This is a genomic window from Bacillus sp. SJZ110 (assembly GCF_006715455.1).
Taxonomy (GTDB): domain Bacteria; phylum Bacillota; class Bacilli; order Bacillales; family Bacillaceae; genus Bacillus; species Bacillus subtilis.
In genome coordinates this window covers 311,948-335,209 of the sequence record NZ_VFNF01000003.1, presented here as the reverse complement: position 1 = coordinate 335,209, position 23,262 = coordinate 311,948, and the positions used below count along the sequence as shown (strand labels likewise).

Annotated in this window: 24 protein-coding genes; 16 read left to right on the top strand and 8 right to left on the bottom strand. The window is 44.4% G+C overall.

The genetic code is table 11. From position 1 onward, the window contains the following. Positions 1-24: 24 nt before the first annotated feature. Positions 25-591, bottom strand: a complete 567-nt coding sequence (lmrA, locus tag FB592_RS11685) for a transcriptional regulator LmrA (protein WP_141949526.1) — start codon at positions 589-591, stop codon at positions 25-27. A gap of 216 nt (positions 592-807) precedes the next feature. On the opposite strand from lmrA, the gene ansZ reads away from it, so the two are divergent. After that, positions 808-1,935, top strand: a complete 1,128-nt coding sequence (gene ansZ, locus FB592_RS11680; protein ID WP_003234769.1) for an asparaginase AnsZ — start codon at positions 808-810, stop codon at positions 1,933-1,935. A 161-nt stretch (positions 1,936-2,096) separates the two neighbouring features. Then, entirely contained in the window at positions 2,097-2,735 is a 639-nt protein-coding gene (gene estA / locus FB592_RS11675) for a lipase EstA (RefSeq protein ID WP_015715191.1), read from the top strand. Between the two features lie 37 nt (positions 2,736-2,772). Here estA and FB592_RS11670 read toward each other — a convergent pair whose 3' ends face one another. Beyond that, positions 2,773-3,156, bottom strand: coding sequence for an RDD family protein (locus FB592_RS11670; protein ID WP_103803522.1), 384 nt, complete (start codon positions 3,154-3,156; stop codon positions 2,773-2,775). A gap of 234 nt (positions 3,157-3,390) precedes the next feature. Between FB592_RS11670 and FB592_RS11665 the strand changes: the two genes are divergently transcribed. Then, positions 3,391-4,467, top strand: coding sequence for a helix-turn-helix domain-containing protein (locus FB592_RS11665; protein WP_003234762.1), 1,077 nt, complete (start codon positions 3,391-3,393; stop codon positions 4,465-4,467). 38 nt (positions 4,468-4,505) lie between these two features. Here FB592_RS11665 and natK read toward each other — a convergent pair whose 3' ends face one another. Together natK and natR are read right to left on the bottom strand one after the other, a co-directional pair. Then, entirely contained in the window at positions 4,506-5,462 is a 957-nt protein-coding gene (gene natK / locus FB592_RS11660; RefSeq protein ID WP_141949525.1) for a two-component system sensor histidine kinase NatK, read from the bottom strand. Positions 5,463-5,474: 12 nt separating this feature from the next. Next, on the bottom strand, positions 5,475-6,176 hold the full coding sequence (gene natR, locus FB592_RS11655) for a two-component system response regulator NatR (RefSeq protein WP_038828543.1): 702 nt from the start codon (positions 6,174-6,176) through the stop codon (positions 5,475-5,477). Between the two features lie 143 nt (positions 6,177-6,319). Here natR and natA point away from each other — a divergent pair, with 143 nt between their 5' ends. The 3 genes from natA to FB592_RS11640 all read left to right on the top strand — a co-directional run bounded on the left by natA (position 6,320) and on the right by FB592_RS11640 (position 9,289). Further along, a complete protein-coding gene (gene natA, locus FB592_RS11650) occupies positions 6,320-7,060 on the top strand; it encodes a sodium ABC transporter ATP-binding protein NatA (protein WP_103803520.1) in 741 nt (246 codons plus the stop codon). Continuing rightward, a complete protein-coding gene (gene natB, locus FB592_RS11645) occupies positions 7,061-8,221 on the top strand; it encodes a sodium ABC transporter permease NatB (protein WP_038828542.1) in 1,161 nt (386 codons plus the stop codon). Between the two features lie 135 nt (positions 8,222-8,356). Next, a complete protein-coding gene (locus tag FB592_RS11640; protein WP_021481866.1) occupies positions 8,357-9,289 on the top strand; it encodes an aldo/keto reductase in 933 nt (310 codons plus the stop codon). Positions 9,290-9,328: 39 nt separating this feature from the next. On the opposite strand, the gene FB592_RS11635 is transcribed toward FB592_RS11640, so the two are convergent. Continuing rightward, positions 9,329-10,393 carry a DUF4352 domain-containing protein gene (locus FB592_RS11635; RefSeq protein WP_003234750.1) on the bottom strand — a complete coding sequence of 355 codons (1,065 nt, stop codon included), beginning with the start codon at positions 10,391-10,393 and terminating at the stop codon, positions 9,329-9,331. Next, complete coding sequence (locus tag FB592_RS11630; RefSeq protein ID WP_021481864.1) at positions 10,394-10,546, bottom strand: hypothetical protein; 153 nt, start codon at positions 10,544-10,546, stop codon at positions 10,394-10,396. Positions 10,547-10,719: 173 nt separating this feature from the next. On the opposite strand from FB592_RS11630, the gene FB592_RS11625 reads away from it, so the two are divergent. Next, entirely contained in the window at positions 10,720-12,141 is a 1,422-nt protein-coding gene (locus FB592_RS11625) for a YcdB/YcdC domain-containing protein (protein WP_103803519.1), read from the top strand. 186 nt (positions 12,142-12,327) lie between these two features. Beyond that, positions 12,328-13,689, top strand: a complete 1,362-nt coding sequence (locus FB592_RS11620) for a YcdB/YcdC domain-containing protein (protein ID WP_077671232.1) — start codon at positions 12,328-12,330, stop codon at positions 13,687-13,689. Between the two features lie 7 nt (positions 13,690-13,696). On the opposite strand, the gene cwlK is transcribed toward FB592_RS11620, so the two are convergent. After that, positions 13,697-14,200 carry a peptidoglycan L-alanyl-D-glutamate endopeptidase CwlK gene (gene cwlK, locus FB592_RS11615; protein WP_041053078.1) on the bottom strand — a complete coding sequence of 168 codons (504 nt, stop codon included), beginning with the start codon at positions 14,198-14,200 and terminating at the stop codon, positions 13,697-13,699. A 122-nt stretch (positions 14,201-14,322) separates the two neighbouring features. Here cwlK and rapJ point away from each other — a divergent pair, with 122 nt between their 5' ends. The 6 genes from rapJ (at position 14,323) to znuB (ending at position 20,736) form a co-directional block, all read left to right on the top strand. After that, positions 14,323-15,444 (top strand): response regulator aspartate phosphatase RapJ, encoded by a 1,122-nt coding sequence (rapJ, locus tag FB592_RS11610; RefSeq protein WP_049140271.1) that lies wholly within the window; start codon positions 14,323-14,325, stop codon positions 15,442-15,444. 108 nt (positions 15,445-15,552) lie between these two features. Then, complete coding sequence (locus tag FB592_RS11605; RefSeq protein WP_049140269.1) at positions 15,553-16,329, top strand: SDR family oxidoreductase; 777 nt, start codon at positions 15,553-15,555, stop codon at positions 16,327-16,329. A gap of 24 nt (positions 16,330-16,353) precedes the next feature. Further along, a complete protein-coding gene (locus FB592_RS11600) occupies positions 16,354-18,039 on the top strand; it encodes a glycoside hydrolase family 13 protein (RefSeq protein WP_046160023.1) in 1,686 nt (561 codons plus the stop codon). A gap of 187 nt (positions 18,040-18,226) precedes the next feature. Next, complete coding sequence (locus FB592_RS11595; protein ID WP_003234733.1) at positions 18,227-19,186, top strand: metal ABC transporter substrate-binding protein; 960 nt, start codon at positions 18,227-18,229, stop codon at positions 19,184-19,186. A gap of 54 nt (positions 19,187-19,240) precedes the next feature. Beyond that, positions 19,241-19,936 carry a zinc ABC transporter ATP-binding protein ZnuC gene (gene znuC, locus FB592_RS11590; protein WP_014475714.1) on the top strand — a complete coding sequence of 232 codons (696 nt, stop codon included), beginning with the start codon at positions 19,241-19,243 and terminating at the stop codon, positions 19,934-19,936. After that, on the top strand, positions 19,894-20,736 hold the full coding sequence (gene znuB / locus FB592_RS11585; protein ID WP_003246340.1) for a zinc ABC transporter permease ZnuB: 843 nt from the start codon (positions 19,894-19,896) through the stop codon (positions 20,734-20,736). The genes znuC and znuB overlap by 43 nt, the downstream gene beginning before the upstream one ends. Before the next feature lie 37 nt (positions 20,737-20,773). On the opposite strand, the gene FB592_RS11580 is transcribed toward znuB, so the two are convergent. After that, entirely contained in the window at positions 20,774-21,769 is a 996-nt protein-coding gene (locus FB592_RS11580) for an LLM class flavin-dependent oxidoreductase (RefSeq protein ID WP_124048549.1), read from the bottom strand. A gap of 283 nt (positions 21,770-22,052) precedes the next feature. Here FB592_RS11580 and FB592_RS11575 point away from each other — a divergent pair, with 283 nt between their 5' ends. Together FB592_RS11575 and FB592_RS11570 are read left to right on the top strand one after the other, a co-directional pair. Next, positions 22,053-22,652 carry a TerD family protein gene (locus tag FB592_RS11575; protein ID WP_003234725.1) on the top strand — a complete coding sequence of 200 codons (600 nt, stop codon included), beginning with the start codon at positions 22,053-22,055 and terminating at the stop codon, positions 22,650-22,652. A gap of 21 nt (positions 22,653-22,673) precedes the next feature. Continuing rightward, a complete protein-coding gene (locus FB592_RS11570; protein WP_003234723.1) occupies positions 22,674-23,255 on the top strand; it encodes a TerD family protein in 582 nt (193 codons plus the stop codon). Positions 23,256-23,262 lie beyond the last annotated feature (7 nt).

Below are 23,262 nucleotides of genomic sequence, written 5' to 3'. Positions count from 1 at the left end.
AACTGCATGTAGGATGTCGTTTTTTTATCTCTTCAGCAGGTCAGGAATGCAGCTGGAGATATGATGGAGCGGCGTACTGTTTTTTGCCGTCAAAGATAAAAGAATACCGCCTTCAATCATCGCGTTAACCACAGTGCTGGCTTCTTTTGCACGGCTCTCGCTGCAGCCAGTCTGCCGCAGTTTTTCCTCATATACAGAGGCCCATTCTTTGTAGGCTTCATGACAGGCTTCGCGCAACGGTTCGCTTTTCAATGACGTCTCAGCCGCTAGCAAGCCCACAGGCAAGCCTTCAATGTCTTCCGTACATGAAAACTGGCAGGAGAGCTCCTTCAAAAAGGCTTGAATGCCTTCCGCTGGATCGGTGCAGGCTTCCATGCAGTCCGCGATTTTCTGACGGATATACTCCTTCATCTCATTCACGGCTTCGATCGCAAGCTGTTCTTTACCCCCGGGAAAGTGGTAGTAAAGAGAGCCTTTAGGCGCGCCGCTTTCCTTTATAATCTGGTTCAGCCCCGTGCCGTAATACCCTTGCAGCTGAAAAAGCCGGGTAGCTGCCGAAAGGATTTTCTCACGGGAATCTCCATAACTCATAACATTCCCACCTTACTGAATTGCAATCAAAAATATAGTGACTGGTCTATTATCTTGATTCAATCATCAATTGTCAAGAAAAATTCATTGTATGAAAAGACAAAAAAAGAAGGATATGACAACAAAAAATACTGAGAGAAAAGCTGACTGATCTTTTGACTGAATAGATAAAATGTTCAATGATTAATCATCATATGGATGTAAGGAGAGAAATAGATGAAAAAACAACGAATGCTCGTACTTTTTACCGCACTATTGTTTGTTTTTACCGGATGTTCACATTCTCCTGAAACAAAAGAATCCCCGAAAGAAAAAACGCAGACACAAAAAGTCTCTTCGGCTTCTGCCTCTGAAAAAAAAGGTCTGCCAAACATTAGAATTTTAGCGACAGGAGGCACGATAGCTGGTGCCGATCAATCGAAAACCTCAACGACTGAATATAAAGCAGGTGTTGTCGGCGTTGAATCACTGATCGAGGCAGTTCCAGAAATGAAAGACATTGCAAACGTCAGCGGCGAGCAGATTGTTAACGTCGGCAGCACAAATATTGATAATAAAATATTGCTGAAGCTGGCGAAACGCATCAACCACTTGCTCGCTTCAGATGATGTAGACGGAATCGTCGTGACTCATGGAACAGATACATTGGAGGAAACCGCTTATTTTTTGAATCTTACCGTGAAAAGTGATAAACCGGTTGTTATTGTCGGTTCGATGAGACCTTCCACAGCCATCAGCGCTGATGGGCCTTCTAACCTGTACAATGCAGTGAAAGTGGCAGGTGCCCCTGAGGCAAAAGGGAAAGGGACGCTTGTTGTTCTTAACGACCGGATTGCCTCAGCCCGATATGTCACCAAAACAAACACAACCACAACAGATACATTTAAATCAGAAGAAATGGGCTTCGTCGGAACAATTGCAGATGATATCTATTTTAATAATGAGATTACCCGTAAGCATACGAAGGACACGGATTTCTCGGTTTCTAATCTTGATGAGCTGCCGCAGGTTGACATTATCTATGGATACCAAAATGACGGAAGCTACCTGTTTGACGCTGCTGTAAAAGCCGGAGCAAAGGGGATTGTATTTGCCGGTTCTGGGAACGGGTCTTTATCTGATGCAGCCGAAAAAGGGGCGGACAGCGCAGTCAAAAAAGGCGTTACAGTGGTGCGCTCTACCCGCACGGGAAATGGTGTCGTCACACCAAACCAAGACTATGCGGAAAAGGACTTGCTGGCATCGAACTCTTTAAACCCCCAAAAAGCACGGATGTTGCTGATGCTTGCGCTTACCAAAACAAATGATCCTCAAAAAATCCAAGCTTATTTCAATGAGTATTGAAGAAAAGAAGGCAATAAGCCTTCTTTTTTTTGGCTTTTTAGGACCAATAATGACCTCTGAATCTTAAAATTTCTTTAAAAATAAGCCAAAATTACCCTTTACTTAATTAATTTGGTAACGTAATATAATTGGAGAATTTGTTACAAAAAAAGGAGGATATTATGAAATTTGTAAAAAGAAGGATCATTGCACTTGTAACAATTTTGATGCTGTCTGTTACATCGCTGTTTGCGTTGCAGCCGTCAGCAAAAGCCGCTGAACACAATCCAGTCGTTATGGTTCACGGCATTGGAGGGGCATCATTCAATTTTGCGGGAATTAAGAGCTATCTCGTATCTCAGGGCTGGTCGCGGGACAAGCTGTATGCAGTTGATTTTTGGGACAAGACAGGCACAAATTATAACAATGGCCCGGTATTATCACGATTTGTGCAAAAGGTTTTAGATGAAACGGGTGCGAAAAAAGTGGATATTGTCGCTCACAGCATGGGGGGCGCGAACACACTTTACTACATAAAAAATCTGGACGGCGGAAATAAAGTTGAAAACGTCGTGACGCTTGGCGGCGCCAACCGTTTGACGACAGGCAAGGCGCTTCCGGGAACAGATCCAAATCAAAAGATTTTATACACATCCATTTACAGCAGTGCCGATATGATTGTCATGAATTATTTATCAAGATTAGACGGTGCGAGAAACGTTCAAATCCATGGCGTTGGACACATCGGCCTTCTGTACAGCAGCCAAGTCAACAGCCTGATTAAAGAAGGGCTGAACGGCGGGGGCCAGAATACAAACTAATGAGATAAATAACCTTGAAGAGTCCTATTCTTCAAGGTTATTCTACTTTTAGCACAATGGTTTTCGCCGCCATATCATGAACGGTTTGTTTTTTCTTCGTAAATGCGGCTGTCAAATAGATCAGGCGGGAGAATACATGCACCCACGCTATGATGTAACGGACAATCGCCTGTAGGAAAGAAATTTTCTCGTGTGTTTCGTCCCTCACGATTTGCAGCCCGATGATTTTTTTGCCCAGTGTGCCCTTCCAATTTGTCAGCGGCATCAGCAAAGGATACACAATCAGCATCAATATGGCGACAATAATGACACCGGCGGACCCATCGCCAAACGTAAATCCGGCTGCCAAAATCACTGCTGCGGCAATGATTACATCAAGTACAAGCGCGCAGGCGCGCAGCATGAAACCAGCTAGTTCCAATAGAAACACTCCTTAAAATGTTAAATAAATACCTAATGATTGTAAAAAAGAAGGGCCTAAAGTGGGAATAGGTGATAAGCCTTAAATCACAAAAGTTGGTGAAAATGTCATAGGTAAATTGGCATAATCAGCCAGCTTATCACATTACCAAATTCTTTTTTAGCCCGAAACCAAGCCCTCAGAAGTTATTTTTGTTAAAATAGAAAAGTTACAACAGAATTCGGAGGGTTTATTGTGGGAAAAGTGAAACGAAATGCCCCTTGCCCATGCGGCAGCGGCAAGAAATATAAAAAATGCTGCGGAAGTAAAGTTGTCGACTTCCCGGCGGAACTAGCGGCAAAAGAAGCGAAACAAATTCAGGAAGACTTAGTGGAGTATGCCTTCACAGTACATAGAGAAAGCATTTCAGGCTTTATCAACCAGCATGATTTTCTTTCTGCTATGGACAGACAGACGAAAGACATCAGCGTATTTAACTTAGGAATCTGGGGAATCTTCTTCCACCCGCTTGCTGGTGAGAAGACAATCTTCGAAGAGTACCTTCAGAAAAAAGGCGATTCGATCACTCGTCCGAAAACGCGTGAGATCGTAGAATCATGGCAGAGCATGACGCCTGCTTTATTGCTGCTGAAGGACCTGAAGGAAGGCATCATTCACTTTGAAGATGTCATTACGGCAAAACAATTCGAAGTGGAAATGGACGCCAGCAATCAAGACCTTCCTCCAGTGGGAAGCCTGATTCTTGGATACCCAATCCACGAAGCGGAAAAAGCAGAATTCTTCATGCAGTTCACGATCTTCCCGGTGAAGAGAACAGAAGCGCTGATCAGCAAGGTGAAGAAATATGCGGATGCCGCTGTGAAGGAAGGCAAAACGCCGGAGGACTTCATGAAGCAGGAATTCAACAACGTTCTGTTCGCGTTGTTAGCTGAGAAAGATGAAGAGCCACAAGCAGAGAAAGCGGAAGTAAGCACTGTTGAGTGGGCAAACGACTTGGAGAAAGAAACCGCTGCGGCTATTGAAGAAGGCATGAGCGGGGAAGAGTATCCGACTGAATTGATCCCAGCTGTTATTGACATCTGGAAAACATTCTGCGAGAAAAAATCACCTGTCATCAGAAAGCCGGAAGCTTTTGCTGCGGCAGTTGAATATTATGTAAACGCGATTTCTCTTAACGGCGCGTCCGTTTCTCAAGCTAAACTGGCGAAAAAATACGGCGTCAGTGCATCAACGATTTCCAGCCGTTACAAAGAAATTGAAAGCACGCTGCAAGATGAAGCAGATCGTTTTGCCCAAGCGTTATCCTCATAATGAAAAAAACCTTGAAAAGCCTGGCTTTTCAAGGTTTTTTATTTCTGAAACGGAATTTTGATTTCTAACCGGAAGACGGGGTGGCGGTAGGTAAAATCCAGCCTGCCAAAAGCGCTCTTCACCAGTTTTTGAATGATATATGTGCCCATGCCTTCATGAGCGCCGTTTTTCGTTGAGCGGCCAAACGATTGATAGATTGTATCGAGCACTTTTGGGTCCATCCCGGGAGTGCTGTTTTCACAAGTCAGTACATAAAGTCCGCTGCGCAGTGAAGTCTCGAGTTTAATCTCTGCTTTTTCTCGGGCCTCCTCCGCGCTGTCGAGCGCATTTTCTAATATGTTGCCGACCAAGCTGACCTGATCAGCAGGCGAAAACGGAAGGGAAGAAAGCGGTGTATGCATATGCAGCGAAACACTCACATTCGAGGCGCGGGCTTTTTCTAAAAAATCATAAAGCACCCCTGCAACGTACGCGTTCTCTCCCTTCAAAAATCGGTCATATTGACTGTATTGATCCGCCCAGTTTTGAATATATGCTTGTGTATCTGCCTTGGGCTGAGCTGATTTGATTGCAGTGATATGTTTCATTGTGTCATGATTCCGGCTTCTCACATCAATCAGCATTTGATTGGCGTGCTGTTCAGCTTGAGTCAGCTTATCAATTTGATCAGAAAGCCTTGCCTGCAAAGCAGACTGTCCGATACGGAGCCCTTCACACCCTGCAAATATTACGATTACACATAATGCCTGCATGATGTCTGTGCCGATCAGCACCACTCCCGCCGACATCACTTGAATCACGGCAATCCATGCACAAAGCCCTGAGGAACAGTGTTTCCACACCCGCTTCGTATTCCAAATGTACAATCCTGCAGCAGCTGCGCCTAAAACAGCGGTGAGCCAAGAGACTGCTGTGCTGTGTGAAAGAGCAGCAGCTCCCTGATAACATATGAAACTAAATAAAACCAGATAAAGACATTGAAAAAGGGTAATCACGTTCCGAACTCCTCAAAAATAGTAGTTTTGAAAATAATCAAGCTGCTGCTTAGTGATCATCGCTTTTTTAGACGTTCCCTCAAAGGAAACAGTGAATGAATGCTTGGTATAAGCGGAAAAATGCTTTATGTAATGAATGTTGATAATAAAGGAACGATGCGAACGAAGAAAATCCTTTTCGGGCAGGTCGCCTTTAATATCATTTAATGTTTGATACGTTTGCACCTCTTCGGCGGTTGTCACAATCGTCGTCGAACGTCCCGTCCGTTCTGCGAAAATAATATCCTTCTTTTGCAGGACGTGCATTTCAGACTTTTGCTTTATCAATATACGCCCATTCAAACTCGTTTCCGTTTTCTTTTTCAAGTACCGGTCGAAGGAAGCGGCCAGACGGTCGGCATAGTACGGCTTCATAATATAATCATGGACGTTCAGGTCAAAGGCGTGAACCGCATAACCGCCGTGGCCGGTAACAAAAATCACATCCACATCAAGTGAATGGGATTTGATCAAATCAGCAAGCTCGTAGCCAGATATATGGGGCATCTCGATATCGGCAAGCAGCAGATCAATGTCTCCATTCTTTACCCGCCTGTAGGCTTCCTCCGCTGAATCGGTGGAAAAGACAATTTCGACGTCCTGCATTCTGGTCACGATCGCTTCCAGCTTCTCTAAATCTACTCGATAATCATCTACAAGTCCGACTTTTACCATTATCATTCCCCTAGTTACATAGAATCATCTTTATTCTATCCCATTTCGCGACATAAAAAGAACTCTTCGCGACAACTTTATCCAACTAATCCAGCTTTTCTTATATAGTCATTACTAGAAATAAAGATAAGGGAGATTGTGACATGATTACACTGACCGATTGCAGCCGCAGGTTTCAGGATAAGAAAAAAGTAGTTAAAGCGGTGCGAGATGTAAGCTTAACAATTGAAAAAGGAGAAGTCGTCGGCATTCTCGGAGAAAACGGTGCCGGCAAAACCACGATGCTGAGAATGATTGCTTCCTTGCTTGAACCATCACAGGGTGTAATCACAGTAGACGGCTTTGACACGGTCAAGCAGCCGGCTGAGGTCAAAAAAAGAATCGGTGTCTTATTCGGAGGAGAAACCGGGCTTTACGACAGGATGACCGCTAAAGAAAATCTCCAATACTTCGGCAGGCTGTATGGGCTGAACCGCCACGAGATCAAAGCAAGAATAGAAGATTTATCGCAACGGTTCGGCATGCGCGATTATATGAACCGGAGAGTGGGCGGGTTTTCGAAAGGCATGAGGCAGAAAGTCGCCATTGCCAGAGCGCTGATTCACGATCCGGACATCATTTTATTTGATGAGCCGACAACTGGGCTTGATATTACGTCAAGCAACATCTTCCGCGAATTTATACAGCAGCTGAAAAGAGAACAAAAAACGATTCTTTTCTCCAGCCACATTATGGAGGAAGTGCAGGCGCTCTGTGACAGTGTCATCATGATTCACAGCGGAGAGGTGATTTACCGGGGGGCGCTTGAATCACTATACGAGAGCGAGCGCAGTGAGGATTTGAATTACATCTTTATGTCTAAGCTTGTCAGGGGGATTTCTTAAATGCTGAGCCATATTTATAAAAAAGAAATGATCGACGCTTTGCGCGACAGAAAAACGATTTTACTCACAATCTTAGTGCCGATGATTATGATGCTTGGACTTGTCTTCTTTTATGAAAGCATGCTGTCCGACAAAGGGGAGCAGTACACGCTGGCTGTCGGCCATTCGCTTCCGCCCGCACTGGAAAGCAAGCTTAATGAGATTGACGAAATCAGCGTAAAAACATTTGCAAAGCCTGAAGAGGCAGTTGATGAAGGAAAAGCAGATGCCTATCTGAACGTCCCGAAAGAGTTCGACTCATATGTCAACAGCATGACACCTTTTAAGATTGATGTTTACGGTAATTCAATCGATCAAGGGTCGTCAAATGCCATGCAGCTTGTGCAGTCTGCCTTAGATCAGTACAAAAATGAAATTGTGCAGCAACGTTTAACAAATAAGCATATTGATCAATCGGTGATCCAGCCGTTTACGATTCAGCAAAAGGAAGCGGATGAGGAGAAAGGGACTTCCGCTATTATGCTTTCCGCCATTCTGCCCATGCTGATTCTGACTTCCATTGTTTCCGGCGCAATGCCGATCGCTCTTGATATCATGGCCGGTGAAAAGGACCGGAAGTCAATCGAGGCGCTGCTATTAACGCCAGTCAGCAGAAACAAAGTGCTGGTCGGCAAGTGGCTTGCGGTTTCCACTTTTGCCGTGGCTTCAGGTGTATTGGCTTTGGTGTTTTTGATTTTGTCCACCGTGTTATTTACCGAAAATTTAAAAACGGCCTTCCAGCTGGGAGATCATATGTGGAGTGTAATCGGCGCTTCAGCCTTAATCATTGTGCTCTCTGCATTGCTGATATCTGCGATGGAGCTTTTCATCAGCATCATGTCCAGCTCGGTAAAAGAAGCGCAAAGCTATATGTCTCTCGTCGTCTTTCTGCCTGTGTTTCCGATGTTTTTCATCTTCAGCAAGGCACCGAACCAATTTGACTTATCATACTTTCTCATCCCGTTTCTGAACCTGCATGCGTTATTTAAACAGCTTTTATTCGGGATGGTTGACCCGGCTGCCATTTTGTATACGGCGGGAACCATCGCCGTGCTCATCGCCATCTTCTTTTTACTAGCCAGAGCCTGCTTCCTGAAAGACAAATGGGTTCTTCCAAAATAAACTTGCAAAAGGAGAAATACACTTTCTCCTTTTTGTATATCCTGAAAAAAGAAGGAAAATAGAAAAAGGATATCTAATACAAAAAGTGACCCTGCACTATTTTTCATCAAAATTGGTTTCAAAGGAGAAGGAACAATGGATCAAACACGTACACTCGGCAAAACGAAGCTGAAGGTGAAGCGGATCGGATTCGGCGCGAATGCGGTCGGCGGGCATAATCTATTTCCAAATCTAAATGATGAAACAGGGAAGGATTTAGTGCGCACGGCATTGGATGGCGGCGTCAACTTTATCGATACCGCCTTTATATATGGATTGGGGCGATCTGAAGAATTAATCGGCGAAGTCGTACAGGAACGCGGCGTACGGAATGAGCTCATCATCGCCACCAAAGGAGCTCATAAAGAAGTGAACGGCAGCATTGAATTAGACAATAGCCGGGAGTTTCTTCGCAGCGAGGTGGAGAAGAGCCTGAAGCGGCTGAAAACAGATTACATTGATTTGTATTATGTTCACTTTCCGGATGGAAAAACACCTCTCGCTGAAGTGGCGGGCACTTTGAAAGAGCTGAAGGATGAGGGGAAAATCAAAGCGATCGGCGCTTCGAACCTCGATTATCAGCAATTGCAGGATTTTAATGCTGACGGCTATTTGGAGGTCTTCCAGGCCGAATATTCTCTCATACAGCGTGATGCCGAGAAAGAGCTTCTTCCATACTGTGAAAAACAAGGCATCTCCTTTATTCCTTACTTTCCGCTTGCGTCCGGACTGCTGACAGGAAAATTCACGCAAGACACAGTCTTTGATGATTTCAGAAAGGATAAACCTCAATTTCAGGGTGAAACGTTTATCCACAATCTCAAAAAAGTAAATAAGCTGAAAGCAGTAGCGGAGGAAAAACAAGCGGATACGGCACATGTCGCCTTGGCGTGGCTGTTAACGAGACCGGCGATTGATGCCATTATTCCAGGAGCTAAACGACCTGAGCAATTACAGGATAACCTGAAAACCTTGAACATTGAACTGACCGAAGATGAAGTGAATTTCATCAGCGACATTTTCAAATAAAAAAGGAAATAGCCTCCGAGGCTATTTCCTTTTGGTGTTTTATTCTTTGATGAATGCTTCGACTAATTCTGCTGCTCTGTAATCATCCATATCAAGCTGCCATTGGTCGATGTCATTTTTCTTCATTTTTACTTCAACTGTTTTTTCAGATGAAGCAGGTCCAAGCTTTTTAAATTCCTCAGGGTAGACTTGAAGCGCGTATTTCACTGCCTCTTCATAGCTGGCACTAGAGTTTTTACTGTAGTAGTCTTTCACTTTGTCTTCGATACGGTCTGAAAGAGAAGATGCATCTACAGGTTTAACTGTGGCTTCAACAATTGCTTCGTCTTTAGAGATTGAAGTCGTTTTTGCTTGAATGGAAGAGTTTTTGCTTAATCCCTCTTTAATGCCGTTCACGATATTATCAAGCGCTTTGCTGTCCGCATATGTGCTGGAAAGGCCGGAAGCTGAGAGATAACCGTCTTTGGCTGATTCATTGAAATCATTTACAATTTCATTTTTGTTAGCGCCGGTGATTTTTTCGAAATCGGCGTTATCTTTGCCGAAAAGAAGGACATCAACATAAGCTGATAACGCTTTTGCAGAATCTTGGAGCTTATCTGCCGTCGCCAGGATTTTTTTGTCTTTTCCGTCAATTTTAAAAGTAACTGATTTTGGCTTTTTATCACCGTAAGATTCCGGCGTATAGTTGAGCTCGTATTGCTTGCCTTTATCTACAACGAAGAAAAGATTTCCTTCAACGGATTTGTCAGCGTTAATCGTGCTGCCTTGAAGCTTTTCGCTATAGTCTTCAGGGTCTGTGTCAGACATTTTGGTATCACCTTGATACAATGTGAAATCCATACTGTCTACATTCAACGGGTCTTTTCCTGTGTTTTTAACCGCGACATTGACTTTTAACACAAGCTGGTCATCTGAAGTGGACTTATCATATTTAGACGGAAGTGTGTAAGAGACATCCTTGATTTTGACTTGAGCTATATCTGAGCTTTTTTCTGTTTCTGATTCTTTCTTCTCCGCGCTTGTTTTGCTGCCGGAACAAGCAGCTGTAAACATCATCAGCAAAAGAATTAGGAAAACAGCGTACGTTTTTTTCTGAAACATTCATTTTTCCTCCTCAAATGGTTTAGGAAAGGGAGTCTTTTGTCTTTGAGAAATGGATCTTTTTGAATGGATTAGCATCATATAACCAAAAAAATCAGTTCTTTTCTCACGGTTTTCACCGGATTTTCTGGAAACTCCGCCCTCCTTTGTCATGAATGGACCTATAAAAAGTTACAACGGAATTAATTTTAAGATTATTAGCTTTTATATTGAATAGGTTCATCATCCTATTTTTGGTGAAAAATGTTCTGGTAAAACTGGTAAACTCAGAAAACTGTGTATTTTAGACTATTACTTTTTGATTAGTTGAAGGGAACATAAGAAGGATGAAAGGGGCTGCCTTTGTGAAGAAAGAGGAACTGAAACAAAAAGCATTGGAAATCGGCCGGGTGCCGACACACTTAAAACTGGAAATTGAAGATTATGGCGGTGATGATAAAAGAGCTCATTTTTGTTGGGCAGATCCTCAGGATGAGAATATCGGCATTATCGTGGAACTTGGACCGGACGGGGAGCTGGAATCCCTTTCCCGTGATATTGAGCCTGAAAGCGGAGAAAGGCTGTCTGAGGAGAAACTAGAGGATATCATTTGCCAATTTGTCGAGACTCATCATCCGGGGGCACTCTCTGCCTTTGTTCGTGAAGAAAATGACCGTGCATACGGCGATAAAGTGAGATTTTCATATGTTCAAATGGAGGCTGGGCTTCCTCTCCCCATGAGCGGATTTATGGCTGATGTTTCCTTATCAGGTGAGATCGTTTACTTCCGCTATTACGGCAAAGCGGGCAGCATCATCAAGCCAAAGAGGGTCGCGGATGTTGAAGAGGCATTTGCCTTTATCAAGAAGGACGTGGAGTTCGACCTTTTGTTTGAGGTTCTCCATCGTTCTGTTTACAAAAACGGAGATGATCAGCCGCATTTGGTGTATGAGCCTGAATGTAGGGCCATTACCGTACCTGCGGATTTGGTTCAAGAAGAACAAGGAGGAGTTGATGATGACGATAATTACAGGGAGCCTGAGAGCTTTCCTCTCCCTTTATTCGAGGGCATCCGCGAAAAGGCCGATCCTGACAGCATGATTGGTATTGAAAATGGGTTTGTCAAAGAGCGGGAAGCGGATTTGGGAGATGGGAGAATCGGAATCGTTTGGCGGAATCCGGATGACCCTGTGTATCAGCCGGCGGATAAAAGCATGGACAGCTGGTTTAAGGGACGGACTCATCAAGTGCTGAAAACCATCTATAACAAAGAAACCGGAAAACTCGAAGGCGTCATGTCATTTATGGAGGAAAAAGGGCCGCTGACAGTAACTGAGGCAGAGTCCGAAAAAATCGCGCTTCGCTTTCTGTTTGCTTTATTTCCGAATGCCGATCAATATTTTAGGATCAGATACGATGAAAAGGATGAAGAAGAAAACGCAGTCGCTGTTTTTACATTTGAAGCGCATTGTCACGGAGTTCCGATCCGATTTGGGCAGATCAGAATTTGTGTCAGCCGCCAGACAGGGTATATCACCGTTTATATGGGACCGGATATTGACCCAAATAAGCTGGCAACCATTGATCCTGTGCCGGCTATTTCAGTTGAACAAGCCAAGTCTATCTTTTGGCAGCATTTTAAAGTTGAGCTTGGCTGGGAAAGAGAGTACGGGGATGATGAAGAACACAGCTACCGGCTCGTCTATAAGCCGGTGTATCCGCGTTTTATCGATGCACATACAGGAGAGCCTGTCTTCAGCATATGGTGAAACAGCCAAAAGTCACGCAATTGCCTCAGATATAGAAGAGAGTATGTGATGAAAGTAACAGAAAGAATCTCGAAAAACAATGACAATAATAGAAAAGGACCTTTCTTCACTTTAAAAGAAGAAAGGTCTTTTTATATAATAAACAGGATTCTCTTTGTCGTAGACTCTTTGAAAGGGATGACTTCATTGGTTAATAAACAGCTGAAAAAGAAGGCGCAGGAGATCGGAAATGTACCGACGCATTATGAGCTTGAGATAGAAGATTACGACCAAAAGCAAAAGAAGAACGGGCAGGCATATTTTATCTGGAAGGACCCTAAAGATCCGGAAAAGCACATTACAGTTGAACTTAGAAATGACGGCGCTTTGCTCACCTTTTCAACAACTGTCCGCTCCGAGACAGACAAACAACTTCCAGATGCCGAGCTGAAGCTGACGGCTCTTCAGTTTGCCGCTGCCAATCATCCCGGCACATTTATGAATTTTCATTTTCAAGGCAAGGAAGAACGGGGGCAGCACATCCGGTTTGTCTATACCAAAATGGAGCTGGGGCTTCCGATTCCCAATTCAGGTTTTTTAATTGATATGACACGCAGCGGTCAGATTGTCCACTTTCTATATTACGGGGAAGGGTATAAAGCCGAAGTTCCGACGGAATTTGTAGCAAAAGAGAAGGTTGTGTCCCATTACTTAAACACAATGTCTTTTGAGCTGATGTACGATGTCATTGATGGCGAACAGGAACCAAGGCTTGTTTATGAACCGATTCTCCCGGGATACAGCTATCCCGCAGATGTAGACGAAATTGTGCCCGACCAGCATATCGCAGATGAAAGAATAGAAAACACGGCGCCACTGCCGCCGCTTCAGAACAAGGAAGAAGTTGATATATTTGCCTTGCTGGGTTTTACCTCTGATATGCAGAAAGTCAGTGAAAGAGACTTTGGAGAACAAATTGGAAGCACATGGCGCAGGGGCGCTGCGCCGGAGCGTAAGGATTTAAGCATAGGAAGCTATTTTGAAACGAGAAATAAAAACACAATCAAAATGAAGACGGATAAAAGAACCGGAAAATTAAAAGCAGCTCTTTCTTTTATGGAGCGGCAGAACAACCGCCAATGCTCCACGGAAGAATGCCAAGAGATAGCGCTTCAATTTTTGTATGCCCTCTATCCGAGAGCGGCTGAGTTTTTCAGGGTGAATCCCGTCCGAATTGATGAAAGAGGGAGAGTCCGCAACCATTTTTCTGTCTGGTATAAAGGAGTGCCGCTGCGGTTCGGCGCTGCCCGCATCATTGTCAATCCGGAAACTGGGTTGATTGACGCTTTTATGGCGCCTGATATTGAACCTGAACAATTGGAAGCGATAAATCACAGGCCGGATGTTTCCGCTGAAGAAGCGAGAGAAGCATTTTTAGCCGCTTTTGATGTGAAGCTGGAATGGCAGCCCGATTTTACAGCAGGCAGTGACCAGCACTACAAACTTGTCTATAAGCCGGTTTACCCTTCCTATATTGATGCGCACAAAAGGAAAAAGAAAAGGCTGTGAGGGGTGTCTAGTTAGGAATCATCTCCAAGTGGGGATAGTCCTTGAATCGTTTCCAATCCCCGCCCCATTCGAAACCGAGTGTCTTAGCGATCTCGACAACCTCCAGCCAATCTGATTTTTCGTTTTGATTGCCGTCATATTCCATATCCCATATGATGCTGCCATCCTTTTTTTGAAGGGCGAAATCAATCGCTAAACCATAGTTATGATACGATTCCCCTCCTCTTGCATAGGTGACAATATTCCCTTTTTTTGTACGTCCCTGTTTATATAATTCATCTTGTTCCTTAAAGGACCTGAATCCTTCAGTAATGACGACGGTAATGCCTTTATTCGCTGCAGCGGCTTTGAGTGCATCGGCATTCTGCTTCACAATCGGATGAAGATCCGAGGGGACAGGCATGTCCTGCAAGGCGTTTTGAGAATGCCATTCATGCCGAATATAACTAAAACAAAGATCTAGAAGAAATAGAATACATAAGATAACAAATGTTTTTGCGGGTAACTTCATATCGGTCTCACTTTCTCAAGATGTGCTGAATGTTAACGCTTTTAAGTGATTGACTCTCTCTAAAAGCGAACAGCTATGATAAAATATAACATAAATAGTAGCAGGAGGAAGGAGGCAGACCGATGAGAGCAAAGATTCCATCAGAAGAAGTAGCAGTAAAGCTGAATGAATGGTACAAGCTCATTCGCGCATTTGAAGCAGATCAAGCAGAAGCGTTAAAGCAGGAGATTGAATACGATTTAGAAGATATGGAAGAGAACCAGGACTTGCTTTTATATTTTTCTTTGATGGAATTCCGGCATCGAATCATGCTTGATAAGCTGATGCCGGTGAAAGACAGCGACACCAAGCCTCCGTTCTCTGATATGCTGAACGAAATTGAAAGCAATCAGCAAAAACTCACGGGCTTACTGGAATACTACTTTTATTATTTCAGAGGAATGTACGAATTCAAGCAGAAAAATTTCATATTAGCGATTGACCATTATAAACATGCCGAGGAAAAGCTCGAGTATGTCGAGGATGAGATCGAAAAAGCTGAGTTTCTTTTTAAAGTCGCAGAAGTGTATTATCACATTAAACAAACGTATTTTTCCATGAATTATGCGAGCCAGGCGCTTGATATCTATACGAAATATGAACTGTACGGTCGCCGCCGGGTTCAGTGTGAATTTATCATCGCCGGAAATTTGACCGATGTGTATCATCATGAAAAAGCACTGACCCACTTGTGCAGCGCTTTAGATCATGCCAGGCAGCTTGAAGAAGCGTACATGATCGCCGCTGCCTATTATAATGTCGGACACTGTAAGTACAGTCTGGGTGATTACAAAGAAGCGGAGGGCTATTTCAAAACAGCCGCCGCCATTTTTGAGGAGCACAACTTTCAGCAAGCTGTTCAAGCTGTATTTTCACTGACCCATATCTACTGTAAAGAGGGAAAATACGACAAGGCAGTAGAGGCGTATGACCGCGGGATAAAGAGCGCGGCTGAATGGGAGGATGACATGTACTTGACGAAATTCCGCCTCATTCATGAGCTGTATCTTGGAAGCGGCGACCTGAACGTGCTTACAGAATGCATTGACCTGCTGGAATCCAGGCAGCTTCTTGCAGACGCCGAAGATCTGCTGCATGATACAGCGGAACGTTTCAATCAGCTGGAACATTACGAGTCCGCCGCTTTCTTTTACCGCAGGCTGATGAATATTAAAAAGAAGCTTGCCGAGCAGCGTTTTCAATAGGAAATGGCAGAGAACTACAGGTTCTCTGCTTTTTTTTGTGCTGTTTTCAACTCGGAAAAACAGGGTATTTTCCACTGCATAGTGAGAAATCAGAGGAGGATATCAAGTATGTACAAAGATTTAACCGGAAAAACAGCGATTGTGACAGGGTCTTCAAAAGGAATCGGGAAAGCCATTGCGGAACGGTTCGGACAGGAGAAAATGAATGTTGTTGTAAACTACCACAGCGACCCGTCTGGAGCCGATGAAACCCTGAAAATTATTAAGCAGAACGGAGGGAAAGCCGTCGCAGTTGAGGCGGACGTGTCAAAAGAAGAGGGGATTCAGGCGCTCTTGGACACAGCTTTAGAGCATTTCGGCACGCTCGATGTGATGGTAAACAACTCTGGTTTTAACGGCGTTGAGGCGATGCCGCATGAGATGAGTCTTGAAGATTGGCAGAGAGTGATTGATGTCAATGTTACCGGAACCTTTCTGGGAGCGAAAGCAGCACTTAACCACATGATGAAAAACAATATCAAGGGCAATGTGCTGAATATCTCAAGTGTTCATCAGCAGATTCCGCGCCCTGTCAACGTTCAGTATTCCACATCCAAAGGCGGCATCAAGATGATGACGGAAACGCTGGCGCTCAATTATGCGGATAAGGGAATCCGCGTCAATGCGATAGCGCCCGGCACCATTGCCACAGAATCAAATGTTGATATGAAAAAGGAAGAGAGCAGGCAAAAACAATTGAAAAAAATCCCGATGAAGGCCTTCGGAAAGCCTGAAGAAGTGGCGGCAGCAGCAGCTTGGCTCGTATCTGAGGAAGCAAGCTATGTGACCGGCGCAACACTTTTCGTCGACGGCGGAATGACACTTTATCCATCTCAGCTTGAATAGAAGACAAAACAGGGGGATTGCGGGATGAAAACGGACTGGTGGAAGGATGCAGTGGTGTACCAAATTTACCCGAGAAGCTTTCAGGACAGCAATGGAGACGGAATTGGGGACTTGCGGGGGATTATTTCCCGTCTTGACTACATAAAGGAACTCGGGGCAGATGTGATTTGGATTTGCCCGATCTATCCTTCTCCGAATGTTGATTACGGGTATGATGTGACAAACCATAAGGCGATTATGGATTCTTACGGAACAATGGACGATTTTCACGAGCTGTTGGACCAGGTGCATCAGCGGGGATTAAAGCTGGTGATGGACTTTGTGTTAAATCACACCTCGGTCGAGCATCCGTGGTTTAAAGAAGCGGAGCTGGACAAAAACAGCAAATACCGCAGCTATTATTATTGGCGTCCCGGCACAAAGAACGGCCCGCCGACAGACTGGCTCTCAGACTATGGCTGCCCGGTCTGGCAATACGAGGAGCACACCGGAGAATACTATCTCCATATGAATGCCGTCAAACAAGCTGATTTAAACTGGGAAAATCCTGAAGTTCGCCAGGCGGTGTATGACATGATGAAATTTTGGCTCGATAAAGGGGTCGACGGTTTGCGAATTGATCAGCTCCATCTCATTTCTAAGAAAGAATATCTTCCTTCGTATGAGGACTATATCAATCAGCAGGCAGAGCCGAAGCCCTTTCAGCCAAATGGCGAACGAATCCATGACTATTTAAAAGAAATGACAGATGAAGTGTTTTCCCAATATGATGTCATGTCTGTCGGAGAGGTCGGCAGTGTCACACCGGAAGAAGGCCTGAAATATACGGGAACAGATAAGCATGAGCTGAATATGATTTTTCACTTTCAGCATATGGAGCTTGATCAGCAGCCCGGAAAAGAACATTGGGATTTGAAGCCCCTTGAGCTTTCTGATTTAAAATCGGTTTTGACAAAATGGCAAAAGAAGCTTGAGCATCAAGGCTGGAATACATTGTTTTGGTGCAACCATGACCAGCCCCGGATTGTGTCCAGATTCGGAGACGATGGGGAATACCGCAAAGCATCAGCGAAAATGCTGGCAGCCGTACTTTATTTTATGAAGGGCACGCCGTATATTTATCAGGGAGAAGAAATCGGGATGACAAACGCGCCGTTCACCCGGATTGAAGACTACAAAGATATCCAAACGATCAATATGTATCATAAACGGGTGTTTGAAAAAGGCTATGATCCAAATGATGTGATGAGATCGATCTTAGCCAAAAGCCGGGATCACGCCCGGACCCCGATGCAGTGGAACAGCGGCAAAAATGCCGGATTTACTGACGGCACGCCTTGGCTGAAGGTCAATCCGAACTTCACCGCAATCAATGTGGAGGAAGCGCAGGGAGATCCTGATTCTGTCTTAAACTATTACAAAAAGCTGATCAGCCTGAGAAAGCAGTACGCTGACCTCATGAAAGGGAGCTTTGATCTTTTGCTTCCGGACGATCCGCAGTTGTTTGTATACATGAGAGAAAACAGTAAACAGCAGCTTTTGTCGGTCAATAATTTTTCAAAAGAGCAGGCTGTTTTTCAGTGGCCTAAGAACTGCGGCAAAGCTCAGGCCTCACTGCTTCTCAGCAATTATAACAACGATGATCTTGCTGACGAAATGGTGTTCCGGCCTTATGAGAGCAGGGTCTATCTTCTGGACAAAACAAACTAATGATTGAAGTAGCCCGGCATTCTTAGCCGGGTTTTTTTAGTACATATATTCGCTCTGCAGGCGGGAAGAATAAATGAAAATGAAATTTATTCTTGCAAAACGTAATGACTTCGGTTTATTATGATATAGGATTACAAAATCGTTATCATTTTGATTTAAAGTTACTGAAAAAGAGGGGATATACGATATGTTTAAAAAATGGAGCGGTTTGTTTGTGATTGCAGCGTGCTTTTTATTGGTTGCAGCATGCGGCAACTCATCAACAAAAGGGTCGGCGGATTCAAAGGGTGATAAACTGCACGTTGTCACAACGTTCTATCCGATGTATGAATTCACAAAACAAATTGTAAAAGACAAAGGCGATGTGGATCTGTTAATCCCATCTTCCGTTGAACCGCATGATTGGGAACCGACGCCGAAAGACATTGCTAACATTCAGGATGCTGATTTGTTCGTTTATAATAGTGAATACATGGAGACATGGGTTCCGTCAGCTGAAAAAAGCATGGGCCAAGGCCATGCCGTTTTCGTTAATGCAAGCAAAGGTATTGATTTAATGGAAGGCTCTGAAGAAGAACACGAAGAGCATGATCATGGGGAGCATGAGCACAGTCATGCAATGGATCCTCACGTATGGCTCAGCCCTGTTCTGGCACAGAAGGAAGTTAAAAATATTACGGCGCAAATCGTGAAGCAGGACCCGGATAACAAAGAATACTATGAGAAAAATAGTAAAGAATATATTGCAAAACTGCAGGATCTTGATAAACTATATCGTACAACCGCAAAAAAAGCGGAGAAAAAAGAATTTATCACGCAGCATACAGCTTTTGGCTATCTGGCAAAAGAATACGGCTTGAAGCAGGTTCCGATTGCAGGGCTGTCACCTGACCAAGAACCGAGTGCAGCCAGCTTGGCAAAGCTGAAAACATATGCCAAAGAACATAATGTAAAAGTCATTTACTTTGAAGAAATTGCATCCTCAAAGGTCGCAGATACGCTCGCCAGTGAAATCGGCGCGAAGACAGAAGTGCTGAATACACTGGAAGGCTTGAGCAAAGAAGAACAGGATAAAGGTTTAGGGTATATCGACATTATGAAACAAAACCTCGATGCCCTGAAAGATTCACTATTGGTTAAATCATAAGATAGTGTGCGCCGGAGGGTGCACACTATTTCTTTGTGAGAAAGGAAGATTAACATGAATCTCGTCTCATTGAAAGATATCGTTTTCGGCTATTCCCATACGCCTGTTTTAGATAAAGTATCACTTGATATTGAAAGCGGTGAGTTCGTCGGCATCACTGGACCAAACGGCGCCTCTAAATCGACGCTCATAAAGGTAATGCTCGGCATGCTGAAACCGTGGGAAGGCACAGTGACGATCAGTAAAAGGAATACAGAAGGGAAACGCCTGACCATAGGGTACGTCCCGCAGCAAATTTCTTCATTTAATGCCGGCTTTCCGAGCACGGTGCTGGAGCTTGTTCAGTCAGGCCGCTATACAAAAGGGAAATGGTTTAAACGTTTAAATGAAGAAGATCATCTTGAAGTAGAAAAAGCACTGAAAATGGTGGAAATGTGGGAGCTCCGCCATCGTAAAATCGGTGATTTATCAGGCGGACAGAAACAGAAAATCTGTATCGCCAGAATGCTCGCCAGCAACCCGGATCTGCTGATGCTGGACGAACCGACGACAGCTGTTGATTACGACAGCAGAAAAGGATTTTACGAATTTATGCATCACCTCGTGAAAAATCACAATCGCACAGTTGTGATGGTTACTCACGAACAAAACGAAGTACAGCAATTTTTAGATAAAGTGATTCGATTAGAGAGAGGAGAAAAAGGCGGATGGAAATGTTTGACTTGGAATTCATGCGACGAGCTTTTCTAGCAGGCGGCATGATCGCCGTCATGGCTCCGATACTAGGAGTGTATCTCGTTCTCAGAAGACAGGCCTTAATGGCTGACACACTTTCACATATCTCATTGTCAGGTGTTGCCATCGGCTTTTTTCTCAGCACCAATATAACCGCAGCAAGCATAGTCGTCGTGACCATCGGCGCGATCGGAATTGAATACATGCGGCGGGCGTATCGGACTTATTCAGAAGTGTCCATTGCCATCTTAATGGCAGCTGGTTTGTCCTTCGCGATGTTTTTAATCAGCCTTTCCAAAGGCACAGCCAATATGAGCATCGATCAATACCTATTTGGATCGCTTGTGACAGTAAACCAGCAGCAGGTCTATATTATCAGTATTATCACACTGCTGATCCTGCTTTATTTTATCGTACTGAGAAGGCCGCTCTACCTGCTGACGTTTGATGAAGCAACAGCCAAAACATCGGGAATCAATACAAACGTTCTCTCGTTGTCATTCAGTATTGTCACAGGCCTTGCGATTTCAGTCATTATTCCGATCATCGGGGTCCTTCTTGTATCGGCCCTGCTCGTATTGCCGGCAGCCTTCGCCATCAGAATTGCAAAAGGCTTTAACATGGTTTTCATTACAGCCATACTCATTTCATTATTCAGCGTATTTACGGGACTGACATCATCCTATCAGCTCGGGACGCCGCCAGGTCCGTCTATTACCCTTCTATTGATCGTTTTGCTATTAATCGGATTTGCAGTTCAGGGAGTTTGGACGTTTATCAAAAAAGAAGCTCAGCGCAAAAAAAGAAGCCGATAACATGAAAAGCAGTTTTCCCTAGGGAAAACTGCTTTTTTTATAGAAACAATCCGGCAAGGCGCTCATACGATTCTTTTTTCGCCTCAAAATCAAACACATTGCACAGAACCATGATTTCATTTGTTTCGTAGCGGCCTGTGAGGTCTAACAGCTGTTGTTTGACAGTGGTTGGAGAACCGATCACCATCCGCTTTCTGTTTTCTTCTATGAGTTTTTTATCGGACGCTGTATAGGGATGAACTTTCGCTTCCTCGATGCTTGGCACGCGGCTGTCCAAGCCTTTTCCGACGCGAAGAAGCCACAAATCCTGGCTTAATGCGAGTTCTTCTGCCTCTTCATCTGTTTTTGCGCAAATGACAAAAATCGTAAACAGTGCGGATGGATTCGAAAAATGGGCTGAGGGCCGAAAGCTTTCCCGGTAGATGCGGAATGCATTTTCTCCTCGCTCGGGATTAATGAAATGCCCAAATACATATCCAATCCCCTGGTGCGCCGCGCGTCTTGCGCTGTTTTCACCAAGACCGAGCACCCATAGCTCGGGTGCCGTACCAATAAGGGGCGCCGCTTTGATTCCGGCATACGGATGGTCGGGAGGAAGGGAATCTGTTAGAAAATAAGAGACATCCTGCAGCTGTCTGTTAAATTCGGTTAAGCTTTTTTTCACCCCGTCCGTTAATGCAAGCCTGGTTTTTGTCGTGCCGCCGGGGGAACGACCGACGCCGAGGTCAATCCGGTTTGGATACAGGGCCTCAAGCTGGCGAAAGGTTTCAGCCACTTTAAATGGGCTGTATTGGGGCAGAAGCACGCCGCCTGATCCGACACGAATGGTGTTTGTCTGTGCTGCGATGCGGGCGATCATGATTTCAGGCGCTGTGCTTGCCAGTCCTTTCGTGCTGTGATGCTCGGCAAACCAATAACGCTTATAGCCCCACTCTTCGCTAAATCGAGCAAGCTCAACCGAATGCTGAAGAGTTGTCACAGGGCTCTCTCCTTTAGAAACAGGTGCCTGATCAAGTATGCTTAAATGAATCAAAAGGCCGCTTCCTTTCTGTCTGTTTTTAGATGGTGACACCAGAATAGGCAAAATGACTTGCCCGCGTCAAATGGTTTGTTTAAGAAGCGCACTTTATAGCATTTGCAAATCATATATCAAATATGGAAGTTTTTTTTCGAGGTTTTTCGTCAATTATTCTTAACTTTTACGAAACTTTGATATAATAACAAACGTATATATTAGTAATTTACGGCTTATTTTCCTTGTGAGCGTAAAAATAAATGTGACTATCTTCACATTTCGATGAGTAGGAGTGAATCGTGTGGCAATTTCTTTAGAAAAAGGTCAACGAATTGATTTAACAAAAGGAAAAGCCGGTCTGTCAAAATTGATGGTCGGTCTCGGCTGGGACCCAGTGTCCTCAGGCGGAGGATTCTTCAGCAAACTGCTTGGCGGAGGCGGTCCGAATATCGACTGTGACGCTTCAGTGCTGATGCTGGAAAACGGAAAATTCACCGATAAGAAAAACCTGATTTATTTCGGCAACCTGAAAAGCCGCTGCGGCGGTGTACAGCATACAGGCGACAACCTGACGGGTGACGGTGCGGGCGATGATGAGCAAATTATGATAGATTTAGATAAAGTGCCTGGAAACATCGATAAGCTTGTATTTGTAGTGAACATTTACGATTGTGTCAGAAGAAAACAAGATTTCGGCATGATTCAAAATGCGTTTATCCGCGTAGTTGATCAATCTAATCACGAGGAAATGCTCAAGTACAATTTGAGAGACAATTACGCCGGCAGAACAAGCCTGATTACAGCAGAAATCTACCGCAGCGGCAGTGAGTGGAAGTTTGCGGCGATCGGTGAAGGCACAAACGATACGAGATTAGAAGATATTATCAGCCGATACGTATAAAAGAAAAGGAGTGGATGAAACATGACAATTTCATTGGCAAAAGGACAAAAAGTAGATTTAACAAAAACAAATCCGGGTCTTTCAAAGGTTGTTGTCGGTTTAGGCTGGGATACGAACAAGTATGACGGCGGACACGACTTTGATCTTGACTCAAGTGTGTTTCTGTTAGACGCTGCAGGCAAATGCGCGTCACCAAACGACTTTATTTTCTACAACCAGCTTGAAGGCGGCAACGGTTCAGTCGTTCATTCAGGCGACAACCTGACTGGTGCTGGCGAAGGCGACGATGAGAATGTAAAAGTAAATCTCAGCGCTGTACCGGCAAACATTGATAAAATCTCATTTGTTATTACCATTCACGATGCAGAAGCGCGCAGCCAAAACTTTGGACAAGTATCAAACGCGTTTGTCCGCATCGTAAATGAAGAAACAAATGAAGAGCTCATCCGTTACGATCTTGCAGAAGATTTCTCTATTGAAACGGCAATCATTGCAGGGGAGCTTTACAGACATAACGGCGAGTGGAAATTCTCAGCAATCGGCTCAGGCTACCAAGGCGGCCTTGCCCGCATTGCAACAGACTACGGTTTGCAAGTCGGTTAAGACAAAT

Bases quoted from the DNA above. Each gene is read 5' to 3' on its own strand.
- lmrA (WP_141949526.1), bottom strand. From the start codon at position 591: ATGAGTTATGGAGATTCCCGTGAGAAAATCCTTTCGGCAGCTACCCGG.
- ansZ (WP_003234769.1), top strand. From the start codon at position 808: ATGAAAAAACAACGAATGCTCGTACTTTTTACCGCACTATTGTTTGTT.
- estA (WP_015715191.1), top strand. From the start codon at position 2,097: ATGAAATTTGTAAAAAGAAGGATCATTGCACTTGTAACAATTTTGATG.
- natR (WP_038828543.1), bottom strand. From the start codon at position 6,176: ATGGTAAAAGTCGGACTTGTAGATGATTATCGAGTAGATTTAGAGAAG.
- natA (WP_103803520.1), top strand. From the start codon at position 6,320: ATGATTACACTGACCGATTGCAGCCGCAGGTTTCAGGATAAGAAAAAA.
- natB (WP_038828542.1), top strand. From the start codon at position 7,061: ATGCTGAGCCATATTTATAAAAAAGAAATGATCGACGCTTTGCGCGAC.
- FB592_RS11640 (WP_021481866.1), top strand. From the start codon at position 8,357: ATGGATCAAACACGTACACTCGGCAAAACGAAGCTGAAGGTGAAGCGG.
- FB592_RS11635 (WP_003234750.1), bottom strand. From the start codon at position 10,393: ATGTTTCAGAAAAAAACGTACGCTGTTTTCCTAATTCTTTTGCTGATG.
- FB592_RS11630 (WP_021481864.1), bottom strand. From the start codon at position 10,546: ATGACAAAGGAGGGCGGAGTTTCCAGAAAATCCGGTGAAAACCGTGAG.
- FB592_RS11625 (WP_103803519.1), top strand. From the start codon at position 10,720: ATGAAAGGGGCTGCCTTTGTGAAGAAAGAGGAACTGAAACAAAAAGCA.
- cwlK (WP_041053078.1), bottom strand. From the start codon at position 14,200: ATGAAGTTACCCGCAAAAACATTTGTTATCTTATGTATTCTATTTCTT.
- rapJ (WP_049140271.1), top strand. From the start codon at position 14,323: ATGAGAGCAAAGATTCCATCAGAAGAAGTAGCAGTAAAGCTGAATGAA.
- FB592_RS11605 (WP_049140269.1), top strand. From the start codon at position 15,553: ATGTACAAAGATTTAACCGGAAAAACAGCGATTGTGACAGGGTCTTCA.
- FB592_RS11600 (WP_046160023.1), top strand. From the start codon at position 16,354: ATGAAAACGGACTGGTGGAAGGATGCAGTGGTGTACCAAATTTACCCG.
- FB592_RS11595 (WP_003234733.1), top strand. From the start codon at position 18,227: ATGTTTAAAAAATGGAGCGGTTTGTTTGTGATTGCAGCGTGCTTTTTA.
- znuC (WP_014475714.1), top strand. From the start codon at position 19,241: ATGAATCTCGTCTCATTGAAAGATATCGTTTTCGGCTATTCCCATACG.
- znuB (WP_003246340.1), top strand. From the start codon at position 19,894: ATGGAAATGTTTGACTTGGAATTCATGCGACGAGCTTTTCTAGCAGGC.
- FB592_RS11570 (WP_003234723.1), top strand. From the start codon at position 22,674: ATGACAATTTCATTGGCAAAAGGACAAAAAGTAGATTTAACAAAAACA.